The sequence below is a fragment of the Cellulomonas hominis genome, assembly GCF_014201095.1.
Taxonomy (GTDB): domain Bacteria; phylum Actinomycetota; class Actinomycetes; order Actinomycetales; family Cellulomonadaceae; genus Cellulomonas; species Cellulomonas hominis.
In genome coordinates this window covers 3,191,118-3,205,048 of record NZ_JACHDN010000001.1, presented here as the reverse complement: position 1 = coordinate 3,205,048, position 13,931 = coordinate 3,191,118, and the positions used below count along the sequence as shown (strand labels likewise).

The 13,931-nt window shown below is 74.8% G+C and carries 10 protein-coding genes; 3 read left to right on the top strand and 7 right to left on the bottom strand.

What is annotated here, in order from left to right; translation table 11 throughout:
• Positions 1-61 precede the first annotated feature (61 nt).
• The 7 genes from HNR08_RS15005 to HNR08_RS14975 form a co-directional block, all read right to left on the bottom strand.
• Entirely contained in the window at positions 62-1,705 is a 1,644-nt protein-coding gene (locus tag HNR08_RS15005) for a methyl-accepting chemotaxis protein (protein ID WP_246802968.1), read from the bottom strand.
• Positions 1,706-1,980: 275 nt separating this feature from the next.
• The gene (locus HNR08_RS15000) at positions 1,981-3,252 is read right to left on the bottom strand and encodes a deoxyguanosinetriphosphate triphosphohydrolase (RefSeq protein WP_246802969.1); all 1,272 of its coding nucleotides are present in this window, start codon (positions 3,250-3,252) and stop codon (positions 1,981-1,983) included.
• A gap of 38 nt (positions 3,253-3,290) precedes the next feature.
• Complete coding sequence (locus HNR08_RS14995; protein WP_246802970.1) at positions 3,291-4,100, bottom strand: AAC(3) family N-acetyltransferase; 810 nt, start codon at positions 4,098-4,100, stop codon at positions 3,291-3,293.
• Positions 4,097-5,983, bottom strand: coding sequence for a glycoside hydrolase family 13 protein (locus tag HNR08_RS14990; protein WP_183835102.1), 1,887 nt, complete (start codon positions 5,981-5,983; stop codon positions 4,097-4,099). The genes HNR08_RS14995 and HNR08_RS14990 overlap by 4 nt, the downstream gene beginning before the upstream one ends.
• Positions 5,984-5,985: 2 nt before the next feature.
• Positions 5,986-6,915: a sugar ABC transporter permease gene (locus tag HNR08_RS14985; RefSeq protein ID WP_146835076.1), complete on the bottom strand. Its 930-nt coding sequence runs from the start codon at positions 6,913-6,915 to the stop codon at positions 5,986-5,988.
• Between the two features lies 1 nt (position 6,916).
• Positions 6,917-8,575, bottom strand: coding sequence for an ABC transporter permease subunit (locus tag HNR08_RS14980; RefSeq protein WP_146835079.1), 1,659 nt, complete (start codon positions 8,573-8,575; stop codon positions 6,917-6,919).
• Positions 8,576-8,651: 76 nt separating this feature from the next.
• Positions 8,652-9,899 carry a sugar ABC transporter substrate-binding protein gene (locus HNR08_RS14975; protein ID WP_146835082.1) on the bottom strand — a complete coding sequence of 416 codons (1,248 nt, stop codon included), beginning with the start codon at positions 9,897-9,899 and terminating at the stop codon, positions 8,652-8,654.
• A gap of 228 nt (positions 9,900-10,127) precedes the next feature.
• Here HNR08_RS14975 and HNR08_RS14970 point away from each other — a divergent pair, with 228 nt between their 5' ends.
• The 3 genes from HNR08_RS14970 (at position 10,128) to HNR08_RS14960 (ending at position 13,920) form a co-directional block, all read left to right on the top strand.
• Positions 10,128-11,156: a LacI family DNA-binding transcriptional regulator gene (locus HNR08_RS14970; RefSeq protein ID WP_246802971.1), complete on the top strand. Its 1,029-nt coding sequence runs from the start codon at positions 10,128-10,130 to the stop codon at positions 11,154-11,156.
• Positions 11,157-11,237: 81 nt separating this feature from the next.
• Positions 11,238-12,995, top strand: coding sequence for a glycoside hydrolase family 13 protein (locus HNR08_RS14965; protein WP_371862366.1), 1,758 nt, complete (start codon positions 11,238-11,240; stop codon positions 12,993-12,995).
• Between the two features lie 13 nt (positions 12,996-13,008).
• Positions 13,009-13,920: a carbohydrate kinase family protein gene (locus HNR08_RS14960; protein ID WP_146835088.1), complete on the top strand. Its 912-nt coding sequence runs from the start codon at positions 13,009-13,011 to the stop codon at positions 13,918-13,920.
• Positions 13,921-13,931: the final 11 nt, after the last annotated feature.

Below are 13,931 nucleotides of genomic sequence, written 5' to 3'. Positions count from 1 at the left end.
GGACGATCCTAGGTCCCCGTGGCGGGCGGTCCGGGCGCGTCCCCGCGCCGCGCCGCCGGCCTCAGTAGCGGAAGCGGCTGACGCGCGCCTCGAGGTCGGACGACAGCTGCGCGAGCTCGACCACCGACTGCCCGACCTGCCCGAGCACGTCGGACTGCGACGCCGCCGCGGCGGCCACGCCGGTGATGTTCGTGGCGATCTCGCCCGAGCCCGTCGCGGCCTCGGCGACCGACCGGGACATCTCGTTCGTCGTGGCGGTCTGCTCCTCGACCGCGCTCGCGATGGTCAGCTGGTAGTCGTTGATGCTCGCGATGATGTGCGAGATCTCCCCGATCGCCGCCACCGCACCGCTGGTGTCGTCCTGGATCGCCTCCACCCGGCGCGCGATGTCCTCCGTCGCCTTGGCGGTCTCCTGCGCCAGCTCCTTGACCTCGCCCGCGACCACGGCGAAGCCCTTGCCCGCCTCACCGGCCCGCGCCGCCTCGATCGTCGCGTTCAGCGCCAGCAGGTTCGTCTGCTCCGCGATGCTCGTGATGACCTTGACCACGTTGCCGATCTCCTGCGACGAGACGCCCAGGCGGGACACCTGGTCGTTGGTCGACGCGGCGACGTCCGTGGCCTGGCCCGCGACCTTGGCCGCCTGCGAGGAGTTCTGCGCGATCTCCCGGATCGAGGCGCCCATCTGCTCGGCACCCGCCGCGACCGTCTGCACGTTCCGCGACACCTGCTCGGCCGCCGCGGCCACCACGCCCGCCTGCGTCGAGGTCTCGTCCGCGCTGGACGTCACCTGGCTGGAGGCCGCGGACAGCTGCTCGGCCGCCGCCGCGACCGCCTGGGCCGAGTCGCGCACGCCGCCGACCGTCGCCCGGAGCGCCTCCTGCGCGGTGCCGAGCGCCCGGGCCATGTCGCCGATCTCGTCGCGGGACCGCGCGTCGGCCGGCACCGTGAGGTCGCCGTCCGCCATCGCCACCAGCGACGTCCGGACCGCGGCCGCAGACGCCCGGATGCGCCGGGCCACGACCACCGCGACCGCGATCGCCGCGGCCGCACCGACGCCGAGCCCGATCCAGGTCACCGTGATCGCCTGCGAGGTGCGGGCGGCGACGTCGTCGGCCTCCGTGTCGATCGTCGCGGCGATCTCCTCCTGCACGGTCGCGACGCTCTCCACGAGCGCGGTGCCCTTGGCGCCCGCGCCGCCCTCGCGCATCTGCGCGAACCCGGCCCGGTCGTCCGCCTCGGCCAGCGGCATGAGGTCCTGCTCCAGCATCTGCCGGTACTCGACCCACGCGGTCTGGTACTCGTCCCAGCCGGACGGCGTCGCGTCGAACGAGACGCGGTACGCGTCCTCCAGGTCCGCGGCGGCGGCCTCGACGGCGGCGTAGCCGTCGGTGATCTTCTGGATCTCGCCGTCCTTCGTGCCGAGCGGGTACGTCGCGACCATGCCGGTGAGCATGCGGACGTTCCACAGCGCGGCCTGGAACTGGGACAGCGCGCCGTTCACCCGCGCGTCCGACGCCGACATCGCGGCGGTCATCGAGCGGATCTGGGACATCTGCGCGACGGCGAACGCGCCGACCGCGAGCGAGAACAGCACGGCGACCGCGGCGGCGCCGACGATCTGGGTGGCGAGCGGCAGCCGCACCCCCGCGGCGCGCGCGGGGCGGGACGGAGCAGGCACGGCGGCGGCCCGGGACTCGGCAGGCACGATGGGTCTCCTGTGGGTCGGCCCTCCCCCTGCGGCCCACGGTGCGGGCCCCTTTCCTCGGGCTCGTGTCCCCTATCGGACCGAGCGCGTCACCCGTGAGGACCACGTGCCGGTCGCAACCGGGTGAAACCGGACGGACCGGCCGCGCGGCCGCCCCACCCGGGGGTACGGCCGGCCGCCCAGGTCGACGGTTGCGCCTCCTGGCGGGGGCGCGGGACCGACGACCTCGGGCGCAAGCGACGACCTCGCCGCGCGCCCGCGGGCGCCCGCCGGCGTCAGAAGCGCGGCGGCGGGGCCAGGCGGGCGTGCCAGGCGGCGGCGGAGACGTCCGTGAGGCTCGCCACCTGGTCGATCACCACGCGCAGCCGCGCGGCGTCGTCGGCCGCCGCCTTCCAGTCCGCCGCGAACGGCGGCTCCAGCGCGAGCGGCGCCCGCTCGGACAGCACGTGCACCAGGTCCGCGAGGATCTCCCGCTGCCGCTGGTAGAGCGGCTCGAGCTCGCGCGGGGCCATGACGTAGGCGACCGCGAGGCCCTTGAGCACGAGGATCTCGGCGGTCGTGGCGTCCGGCACGATGAGGTCGGCGCCGTACCGGGTGAGCGGCCCGGGGCCGTAGACCTCCCGGGTGGCGACCTGCGCGGCGCGGGCGAACCGGCCGATGAGCTGGCTGGTCGTGTCCTTCAGCGTGGCCAGCGCGCCCCGGGAGCCGTCGAAGCCCGGCACCCAGAGGTCGGCCGCGACCAGCCGGTCCATCGCCGCCTCGAGCCCGGGGCCGTCGACCGCGTCGCCGTACCAGGTCTGCACGGCCTCGACGACCCGCGCGCGCTCCTCGGCGACGGTCAGCACGGACAGGTCGAACCGGCCGCCCACCACCGCGTCCTCGACGTCGTGCACCGAGTAGGAGATGTCGTCGGCGAGGTCCATGACCTGCGCCTCGAGGCACTTGCGCCCGGCCGGGGAGCCGTCCCGCAGCCAGGTGAAGACCGGCAGGTCGTCGGCGTACACGCCGAACTTGTGCGTCGGGCGCCCGGTCGCGGACAGCGGCCCCTCCCCGAGACCCCAGGGGTACTTGACCGACGCGTCCAGGCTGGCCCGGGTGAGGTTGAGGCCGACCGACTCGCCGCCCGGGCCGGTGACCTTCGGCTCCAGGCGGGTGAGCAGCCGCAGCGTCTGGGCGTTGCCCTCGAAGCCGCCGATGCCGCGCGCCAGGTGCGCGAGCGCCCGCTCGCCGTTGTGCCCGAACGGCGGGTGCCCGAGGTCGTGCGCCAGGCACGCGGTGTCCACGACGTCGGGGTCGCAGCCGAGGGTCTTGCCGATCTCGCGGCCGACCTGCGCGACCTCCAGGGTGTGCGTCAGCCGGGTGCGGACGAAGTCGTCGGTCGACGGGCCGAGCACCTGGGTCTTCGCCCCGAGCCGGCGCAGCGCCGAGGAGTGCACCAGGCGGGCGCGGTCGCGCTCGAACGGGGTGCGGGACAGCGACTTGGGCGCCTCGGGGACCCAGCGCTCCCGGTCGGCGTCGACGTAGCCGTCGGGGTGGTCGTGGGTCACGGGTCCCAGCCTAACGACCGGGCCGGGCCCGGCCCGGGTCAGACCCGGGCCGGGCGGGTGCGCGCGAACCAGTCCGCCGCGTGCGCGACCAGCGCGCGCTGGTCCATCAGGCGCGCCGTGGCCCCGCCGACCGGGCCGGTGCGCTCGCCGCCCGCCGCCGCGAAGTCCCGCCCCACCGCCACGAAGTCGCTGTCGTCCACGACCGGCTCGGTGAACGGCACCCAGACCCGGCGCCCCCGCTCGAGCAGCGGCGCCGCGTTCGCGACCCGGGCCGTCGCCGTGCCCGACCGCGCCTCGGCGAGGTGCAGCGACGTGTTCTTGTCGTGGTCCACCCCGAGCAGCAGCACCTGCCCGTCGCGCCGGTGCACGGCCGACAGCGGCGAGCCCTCCCCGACCGGGTCGTCCAGGTCGTGCCGCGCGAGGATCTCCGCGGCGAGCGGCCCGCGCGCGGCGAACGACCGGTGCGGGTGCCCCGAGCGGAGCGTGCCGGGCTGCGTGCGCACCGCCTCGGCGACCGCGCCCATCGACCGGCTCGGCGTCCACCGCGGGTCGTAGGGCGGCAGCGCGGCCCGGACCGCCTCCCACGCGGCCGGCGGGACGCTCGGGTCGGCCAGGTACTCCGGGTCGCACAGCTGCCAGCTCTGCGACGGCACGACCAGCGTGCCGTCCGGCCCGAGGGCCGACTCCAGGGCCAGCGCCACGGCCTCGGCCCCGCCCACGACCCAGCCGAGCGACGACAGGCTGACGTGCGCCAGCAGCACGCCGCCGGGCCGGATCCCGAGCGCCCGCAGGTCGTCCACGAGCCGCTCGGGCGTCACGACGGGGCCGCCGCCCGGGCCGGCCGTCACGCCAGCCGCCAGACCTGCACCCCCGGGCCGTCGCCCGGCAGGTGCACCCCGTCGGCGTCGACCCGCAGGTCCGCGCCGCCGTACAGGTTCTCCGCGCCGGACGCGAGGCGCCCGGGCAGCGTCGCGCCCCGCCACGGCGCGCGGGCGGCGAGCACGAGCACCCGCTCGTCAACGGTCTCCCGCAGGTAGGCGACGGCGTCGTCCTCGACGACGGCCCAGCGCAGGCCGCCCTCGCGCAGCGCCCGGCTCGACCGGCGCAGCGCGATGAGCCGGCGGTACACCTCGAAGGTCGCAGCGTCCCACCCCGGCCCGCGGCCGGGGTCCCGGCCCTCGATGGCGTCCCACGGCATCGGCACCCGGGCGTTCTCCCCGTTCCAGCCGGTCAGCCCGCCCTCGTCGCCCGCGAACATCGCCGGGGTGCCGGGGTAGGTGAACAGCAGGCCGGCGGCGACCTCGACCAGCTCGCGGCTGCCCACGACGGTCCGCAGCCGCGGGGTGTCGTGCGAGCCGAGCATGTTCCACTGCGAGCGCGTCACCCGCCACGGCACGGTCGAGTCGAACTCGCGCATCGTCGCGACCGCGGAGGGCCCGGTGCGGCGCGGGATCAGGGTCGGGATGCCGAGGAAGTCCAGCGTCGTGGCCGGGTCCACCAGCCAGGTCCACACCGGCTTGGTGAAGGCGCCGTAGTTCATGTTCGCCTGCCAGCCCGCGCCCGAGAGGTCCCCGCCCGCGTCGTGGAAGTGCTCGCTGACCAGCACCGCGTCCGGGTTGGCGGCCGCCATGGTGGCGCGGACCGCCCGGGCGACCTCGTGCGCGAAGTCGTCCCCGCCGAACCGGCCGGTCATGTTCGCCACGTCGATGCGCCAGCCGTCGAGCGCGTACGGCTCGGCCAGCCACCGGGCGATCACGGAGTCCGGCCCGTCCACCAGCCGGCGCGCCAGCTCGCGGGAGCGGTAGGAGAGCTTGGGCAGCGACGGCACGTCGAGCCACGCCGCGTAGCCCTGCTCCGAGGAGTCCCAGTAGTAGAACTCCCGCTCCGGGGCCCCGGGGTCGGCCGACGCGCGGCGGAACCACTCGTGGGCGTCGCCGGTGTGGTTGGTCGTGAGGTCCCCGACCAGCCGCATGCCGCGCCCGTGCAGCGCGCGGCTGAGCGACGCCAGCGCCTCGTCCCCGCCGAGCAGCGGGTCCACGTGCCCGAACGTCGAGGCGTCGTACCGGTGGTTCGACCGGGACGGGAACACCGGCGTCAGGTAGACCGTGTCCACGCCGAGCCGCTGCAGGTGGTCGAGCCGCTGCTCGATGCCGAGCAGGTCGCCGCCGTACAGCTGCACCGGCGTCACCGGACCGCGCCCGACCGGCTCCTCGTCCCACGCGGCCGGGACCGCCCAGTCCGGGAACGGCCGCTCGGCCCCGGAGCGCGCGAACCGGTCCGGGAAGATCTGGTAGACGACGGCGTCCGAGGTCCACGCGGGCGCGCCGGGGTGCACGGTCAGCCGGAAGTCCCCGGCGTCGGTGACGTCCCGGTCGAACGCGCCGCGGCCGGTCAGCCAGCGGTACCCGCCGGGCTCGTCGAGCAGCCAGCGGTAGGAGGTCACGGGGTTGTGCACCGGCACCTCGGCGACGTACCAGCGCTCGTCGCCGTCCTCGCGGTCGAGGCGCGCCGGCACGAGGTGCGGCTCGGCGTCGCGGACGGTGCGCACCCAGACGGCGCGCTCGGGCGTGCCCGCGGGCACCCGCAGCCGGACCGGGACGACGTCGCCCAGCGCGGGCACGTCCTGCGGCGCGTAGAGCTCGCTGCCGTCGTGGTGCGGCACGTCGAGCAGGTGCGCCGCGCGGGGCCCGGCGCCCCGGGCCGGTGCGGGGACGGTGGTCGTGGTGGCCATGCTCACCCCTTCACGGAGCCGGCGGTCAGGCCGGAGACGATGTAGCGCTGCAGGAACTGGAACAGCAGGATCACGGGCACCGCGGCCAGCACGGCACCGGCGGCGAACACGCCCCAGTACTCGGAGAACCGCTGGCTGACGTACTGGTAGAGCCCGACGGCGAGCGTCTGCTTGTCGGGGTCGACCAGCACGATCGACGCGATGAGGAAGTCGGAGAACGTGCCGACGAACGACAGCAGGCCGACGACGGCGAGGATCGGCGCCACGAGCCGCAGGATGATCGTGAAGAACGTCTGCGCGTGGCTCGCGCCGTCGAGCTTGGCCGCCTCGTCGAGCTCGCGCGGGACCGTGTTGAAGAACCCGTACATGAGGTACGTGTTCACCCCGAGCGCCCCGCCCAGGTAGACGAGGATCAGGCCGAGCCGGCTGCCCAGGCCGATCGCCGGGAACAGGTCCCGGAGCATCACCATGAGCAGGAAGATCGCCACGTACGCCAGCAGCTGCGGGAACATCTGGATCAGCAGCAGCGACAGCAGCCCGCCGCGCCGGCCGCGGAACCGGAACCGCGAGAACGCATAGGCCGCGCACGAGCCGAGGAACACGGTGCCGATCGCCGTGACCCCCGCGATCACCAGCGTGTTGACGAACCACTTGGCGTACGGGTGCACCGGGTCGCTGAACAGGTCGACGTAGTTGTCGAGGGCCAGCGTGCCGAAGAGTCGGTTCGAGCCGATCAGCGACCCGCTCGGGTTCAGCGACGACGACAGGATGTACAGGATCGGGAAGATCGCGAACACGAGCGCCGCGAGCGCGACGACGTGGCGCCAGCCGATCTCGCGCCACCAGCGGCGCGGGGACAGCCGCCGGGGGGCGTCGGGGGCCGAGCGGGCGCCGCGGGCGGCCGGGACGGCGGTGGTCTGGTCGGTCGCCATGTCAGCTCAGCTCCTCGAGCGCGCGGGTCTTGCGGAAGCTGATCGCGGAGATCGTCGCGACGATCAGGAAGATGAGGATCGAGATCGCGCAGGCCAGGCCGTACTGCCGGTTCACGCCGCCGAAGGCGATCTTGTAGACGAAGGTGATGAGGATGTCGCTCGCCCCGACGTCCACCGGGGCGGACAGGTCCTGCGGTCCGCCCTCCGTGGTCAGGTAGACGACGTTGAAGTTGTTGAAGTTGAAGGCGAAGCTCGAGATCAGCAGCGGCGCGGTGGACACCAGCAGCAGCGGCATCGTCAGCGACCGGAACATCCGCCACGGCTTCGCGCCGTCCAGCCGGCCCGCCTCGTACACCTCGTGCGGGATGGACTGCAGCGCGCCGGTGCAGATGAGGAACATGTACGGGAAGCCGAGCCACAGGTTGACGGTCAGCACGGCGACCTTGGCGAGCACGGGGTCGGTCAGCCACGGGATCTCCGCGCCGCCGAGCAGGGTCTGGTTCACGAACCCGAAGTCCCGGTTGAGCATCCCCCGCCACACCAGGGCGGACAGGAAGGCCGGGAACGCGTACGGCAGGATCAGCAGCGACCGGTACACGGTCCGGCCGCGCACCCGCCAGTCGTTCAGCGTGATGGCGAGGAACAGCCCGAGCCCGAAGGTCAGGACCACCGAGCCGATTGCGAACCCGAACGTCCAGAGCAGCACGCCCACGAAGGGCCCGCGCAGCGAGCCGTCGGTCAGGACGCGGGCGAAGTTCTCGAAGCCGACGAACACCCGCCAGCCGGTGCCGAGCGCGGTGCCGTCCGCGGCGACGAAGGACCCCTCGGACTCGTCCGCCGTGTACACGGTCCCCGTCGTGGTGTCGGTGATCGTCCCGGCGGCCTCGTCGTAGACCATGGTCGACGCGTAGACGTACCCGGACGACCCGTCGGTCGTGCGCAGGCTGCCGTCGTTCGGGTCGTCCGACATCGGCACGCGCATCGCGAACACCTCGGACTGCCGGGCGACGACCTGCGCGAAGTCGAGGACCTCGTAGCCGTCGACCGCGACCACGCGGCCGCCCTCGACGTCGGCCCCCTCGGCGGGCGCGAGCGGCTGCTCGGCCGCGCCCAGCAGGGCGTCCCCGTCGGGGTCCACCACCGCGAACGCGAGCTCGTCGCCGCGGGTCACCACCGACAGCGGGTAGGTCGGCGAGTCCGCGACCCGGGCCTCGTCCTGGATGAGGATCGCCTCGACGGCGTCCGCCCGGGTCGAGTTGTGGCCGTCGCCGTAGTTGGTGAACGCGGTCCAGCCCGTGTAGGCGACGACGAACACCTGGTACACGAGCAGGAAGATCAGGCCGGGCACCAGGTACTTCGCCGGCACGGCCCGCCGGGAGAAGTAGACGACGTTGACGACGAGCAGCGCCGCCACGAGGAACGCGAGGACCCCCCACTGCTGCTGCGCCGCGGAGGCCAGCACGCCGTAGACGCCGAGCGCGTCGACCAGGCCGACGAGCACCAGCTTCGCGACGAAGCCCACCGAGAACGTCTGGGCGCCGATCCAGGTCCGGGGGCCGCGGGGGCCACCGGGCCCGCCCGGCCCGCCGGGCCCGTCGTCCGGCCCGCGGGCCGTCCGGGAACGGGGGGACGCCTCGGGGGGCGTCGTCGTGCGGTTCATGCTCTCTCCACGCTGAGGGGTCCGACGAGGGTGAGCCGGGCGGGCGGCGGGTGCGCCGCCCGCCCGGCGGGGCCGGTCAGGCCGCGGCGATCTTCGCGGCGATGGACGCGCTCATCTGCGTCCAGAGCTCGCCCGGGTCGCCCTGCTGGTTGATGATCGCCACCTGCGTGGCGCCCCAGTCGGACCAGACGGAGTCCATCGCGGGGATGGACGGCATCGGCACGCCGTTCTTGCCGACCTCGGCGAAGCCCGCCACGACCGGGTCGTCGGCGATCATGTCGACCGCGGCGCTCAGCGCGGGCGCACGGCCGCCGGCCTCGTAGAGCTCGAGCTGCACGTCCTCGGTGCCCAGGTAGTTCACGACGAACTCGTTCGCGAGCAGCGCGTTCTCGCTCTTCGCCGAGATGAAGAAGCCCTGCACGCCCACGAACGGCTGCGACTCGCCGCCGCCCGCCGACGGGATGCCCTCGATCGACACGTCCATGCCGGCGTCGACGAAGTCGCCGACGTTCCACGGGCCGGTGATCATGTACGGCGCCTTGCCCTGCAGGAACGCCTCCTTGGCGATGTCGCCGGAGACGGTGGTCTTCAGCACGCCCTCGGCGCCGAGCTTGCCGACGTACGCGGCGAACGCGCGGCCCTGCTCGGTGTCCATCGCGAGCTGCGACCCGTCGTACGCTCCGGTGTCGTCCTGCGCGAACACGGGGGCGCCGAACGAGGTCTGCAGCGGGTACAGGTGGTACGGGTCGCCGTCCGTCTCGTCCTGCTGGATGAGGACGGAGTGCTCGGTGCCGACCGCCTTGGCCTGCTCCACCAGCGCGTCGAACGTGTCGGGCGTGGGCTCGGTGACCAGCGCGTTGTTGCGCACCAGGCCGATGTTCTCCACCGAGTACGGCAGCCCGTACAGCGTGCCCTCGTAGCTCATGGCCTCCACGGACACGTCGAGGAAGTCGCCGGCCTTGTCGCCCAGCTCGATCGGCGCGACGACGCCGTTCTGCACGAGCTTCCCGAGCCAGTCGTGCGCGCCGACGATGATGTCCGGGCCCTGGCCGGTCGGCACCTGCGAGATGAAGTCGTCGCGGATCTTGCCGAAGTCCTTCTGGACGAACTTCACGGTCACGCCGGTGTCCGCCTCGAAGGTCTCCGCGACCTTCTTCACCGGGCCGGACCGGGTGTCGTCCACCCAGACCGTCAGGGTGCCGGCGGACTCCGCCGGCTTCGTGGACTCGTCGCCGGTCGCGGCCTCGCCGCCGCCGCCCGAGCAGCCGGCGAGCACCAGGGACAGGCCCAGGGCGGTCGCCAGCGCGGGGATGCTCCGTCGCATCGTGGTCTCCGTATCGCAGGAAGGGTGCCGGGCGGCACATGCGCCGGCCCTGGCTTGACGGGTGTGGACGCTAACGCTGTTCCGGGGCTCTTCGCAAGGGGTTGCAGCAAGTTTCAGAACACGCATACAGTGAGGCCCGGCCGCACCGACGACGGCGCCGCCCGGGGCTCTGCCCTGCATCCGGAACGATGAGGACGAGGAGGCCGGGTGTCGCCTACGCTCGCCACCGTGCGCACCCGTCTGACGGACCTCGCCGACCAAGCGGGGGTCTCCACCGCGACGGTCTCGCGCGTCCTCAACGGGAAGTCGGGCGTCTCGACCCAGGCGCGGGAGGCGGTCCTCGCCGCCCTCGACGTCCTCGGCTACGAGCGCCCCGAGAAGCTCCGCACCCGCTCGACCGGCCTGGTCGGGCTGGTCGTGCCCGAGCTGTCCAACCCGGTGTTCCCGGCGATGGCCCAGGCCGTCGAATCGGTGCTCACGCGCCGCGGGTACACCCCCCTGCTGTGCACCCAGTCCCCCGGCGGCACGACCGAGGACCACTACGTCGAGATCCTGCTCGAGCACGACGTGGCGGGCATCGTGTTCGTCTCCGGCCTGCACGCCGACACCACCGCCTCGACCGAGCGCTACCACGCGCTGCGGGGCCGGGGGGTGCCGATCGTTCTGGTCAACGGGCGCGCGGACGACGTGGACGCCCCCGCGGTCGCCTCGGACGACGCGGTGGCCGTCGACCAGGCGTTCACCCACCTGCTCGCGCTCGGGCACCGGTCGATCGGCCTGGCCACCGGCCCGACCCGGTTCGTCCCCGCCCGGCGCAAGCACGCCCGGTTCGCCGAGCTCCTGCGCACCCGGCTCGGGGTCGAGGACCCGGACGGGCACGTCGTGGCGACGCTGTTCTCCGTCGAGGGCGGCGTGCAGGCGGCCCACGAGCTCCTCGACTCCGGGCACACCGCGATCATCTGCGGGTCCGACCTCATGGCCCTGGGCGCCATCCGCGCCGCGCGGTCCCGGGGCCTGGACGTCCCCGGCGACGTGTCCGTCGTCGGCTTCGACGACTCCCCGCTCATCGGGTTCACCGACCCGCCGCTGACCACCGTGCGCCAGCCGGTGCAGGCGATGGCGCAGGCCGCCGTGCAGGCGCTGATGGGCGAGATCGCCGGGACACCGGCCTCCCGCACCGAGCTGCTGTTCCACCCCGAGCTGATCGTGCGGGGCTCCACCGGCGCCGCGCCGGGCCGCCCCGACGCGACCGTCTGACCCCGCGCGGGTGCTCCCGCGCCCGCGCACCGCCCCTCCGGTCCTCCACCGGACCACACCCTGCGACCCGAAGGCACGCCCGTGACCGCACTCGCCCCCTCGCCGCTGACCACCGCCGACCCCGCCGTGGTGCACGAGCCCGGCCCCGCCGACGGCCCCTGGTGGCGCGACGCCGTCATCTACCAGGTCTACCCCCGCTCGTTCGCCGACGGGAACGGCGACGGCATCGGCGACCTGCCGGGCGTCACCGCCCGCCTGGACCACCTCGCCGCGCTCGGCGTGGACGCGGTCTGGCTGTCGCCGTTCTACCGCTCCCCGCAGGCCGACGCCGGCTACGACGTCGCCGACTACCGGGACGTCGACCCGCTGTTCGGCACGCTCGCGGACTTCGACGCCCTGCTCGACCGGGCGCACGCGCTCGGCCTGCGCGTCGTCGTCGACCTCGTGCCGAACCACTCCTCCGACGAGCACGTGTGGTTCCAGCAGGCGCTGCGCACGCCGCCCGGGTCGCCCGAGCGCGCGCGGTACCTGTTCCGCGACGGCCGCGGCGCCGACGGCTCGCAGCCCCCGAACAACTGGGACTCCATCTTCGGCGGCCCCGCCTGGACCCGGCTCACGCCCGAGCAGCACGGCGTCGACGACGGCCAGTGGTACCTGCACCTGTTCGACTCCAAGCAGCCCGACCTCGACTGGACCAACCCCGAGGTGCGCGCCGAGTTCGAGGACGTCCTGCGGTTCTGGCTGGACCGCGGCGTCGACGGGTTCCGGGTCGACGTGGCGCACGGCATGGTCAAGGCCGACGGCCTCCCCGACTGGGACGGCCACGTCGCGATGATCGACGGCGCCGAGGGCGACGGCGCGGCCGACGGCGAGCCGATCGGGTCCGGCAACCAGGGCCCGATGTTCGACCAGGACGGCGTGCACGAGATCTACCGCTCCTGGCGCGCCGTGCTCGACGAGTACGACGGCGACCGGATGCTCGTCGCCGAGGCCTGGGTCGAGCCGCTGTCCCGCCTGGCCCGGTACGTCCGGCCGGACGAGATGCACCAGGCGTTCAACTTCGCCTTCCTCGCGACCGGCTGGGACGCCCCGAACCTGCGCAAGGTCATCGCCGCGTCCTACGCCGTGAACGACTCCGTCGGCGCGCCGACCACCTGGGTGCTGTCCAACCACGACGTCGTGCGGCACCCGTCGCGGCTCGGCCTGCCCGTCCCGGGCTCCCGCCCGAACGGCATCGGCCACGGCGACGACCAGCCCGACGAGGTCCTCGGCCTGCGCCGCGGGCGCGCCGCCACGCTGCTCATGCTCGGCCTGCCCGGCTCGGCGTACCTGTACCAGGGCGAGGAGCTCGGCCTGCCGGAGCACACGGCGCTGGACGACGACCTGCGCCAGGACCCGGCGTTCTTCCGCACCGGCGGCGCCGAGCGCGGCCGCGACGGCTGCCGCGTCCCGCTGCCGTGGTCCGCCGCCGAGCCCGGGTTCGGGTACTCCCCGACCGGCGCGACGTGGCTGCCGCAGCCCGCGTCGTGGGCCGCGTACGCCGCCGACGCGCAGGACGGCGTGCCGGGCTCGACGCTCGAGCTGTACCGGGCCGCGCTGCGGCTGCGCCGCGACGAGCTGCTCGGCGGCGGCGGGGCGGCCTGGGAGCCGGCCTACGCCGACGAGCCCGACGTGATCGCGGTCCGGAACCGGGACGTGCTCGTCGTCGCGAACCTCGGCTCCGCGCCGGTCGCGCTGCCCGCGGGCGCCGAGGTGCTGCTGTCCTCCGGCCTGCCGGGCGACCCCGCCGTGGGCGCCGAGCTGCCGGGCGACACCACCGCCTGGCTCCGGCTCCGCTGAGCGCGGCGACCCGATGACGACCGGGGGGCCGGCCGCGGGCCACGTGCTCGTGGTCGGCCCCGCGTCGTGGAACACGCTGGTCCACCTCGACCGGCTGCCCGAGCCGCGGCCGCAGACCCTGTTCGCGTCCGCGCACCACGACGGGCTCGGCGGGACGTCCGCGGGCAAGGCCGTGACGCTCGCCGCGCTCGGCCTGGACGTGCGCCTGCGGACGGTCCTCGGGGACGACGAGCCCGGTGCCCGGGTGCGCGCCGCGCTGGCGCACCCCCGCATCGCGCTGGACGCCCGGGCCGCGCGCGGCGGGCGCACCGAGCGGCACGTCAACCTGCTCGCCGCCGACGGGTCGCGGGTGTCGCTGTATCTGGAGCTCCCGGTCCCCGCCGCCGAGCCGTCGCCCGCCGACGGGCTCGCCGGCGCCCGGGCCGCGGTCGTCGACCTGGCCGGGCACGCGGTGCCGGTGCTCGCCGCCGCCCGCGCCGCCGGGGTGCCCGTGTGGTGCGACCTGCACGACGACGACGGGACCGCGGAGTTCCAGCGACCCTTCGCCGACGCCGCGGACGTGCTGCTCGTGTCCGAGGCCCGGCTCGCCGACCCCGCCGGGTACCTGCGGGCGCGCGTCGCCGGCGGCGCCCGGCTGGCCGTCTGCACGCGCGGGGCCCGGGGGGCGCTGGCGTGCGACGCCGACGGGTTCTGGGAGGTGCCCGCGGCGCCGGTCGCCCGGGTGGCCGGCACGGACGGGGCCGGGGACGCGTTCCTCGCGGGACTGCTCGCGGCTGACCTGGCGGGGCTCGGGACGGCGTCCGCGCTCGCGCGCGCGGCAGCCGCCGGGGCGCTGGCCGTGGGGACCGCGGACCTCGGGGCACCCGGGGCGACGCCGGCGGCCGTGGCGGCGCTGGCCGCGGGCGTGGCGGTGCGGCGGGCCTGAGACGCGGCGGG

Bases quoted from the DNA above. Each gene is read 5' to 3' on its own strand.
- HNR08_RS14990 (WP_183835102.1), bottom strand. From the start codon at position 5,983: ATGGCCACCACGACCACCGTCCCCGCACCGGCCCGGGGCGCCGGGCCC.
- HNR08_RS14985 (WP_146835076.1), bottom strand. From the start codon at position 6,915: ATGGCGACCGACCAGACCACCGCCGTCCCGGCCGCCCGCGGCGCCCGC.
- HNR08_RS14980 (WP_146835079.1), bottom strand. From the start codon at position 8,575: ATGAACCGCACGACGACGCCCCCCGAGGCGTCCCCCCGTTCCCGGACG.
- HNR08_RS14975 (WP_146835082.1), bottom strand. From the start codon at position 9,899: ATGCGACGGAGCATCCCCGCGCTGGCGACCGCCCTGGGCCTGTCCCTG.
- HNR08_RS14960 (WP_146835088.1), top strand. From the start codon at position 13,009: ATGACGACCGGGGGGCCGGCCGCGGGCCACGTGCTCGTGGTCGGCCCC.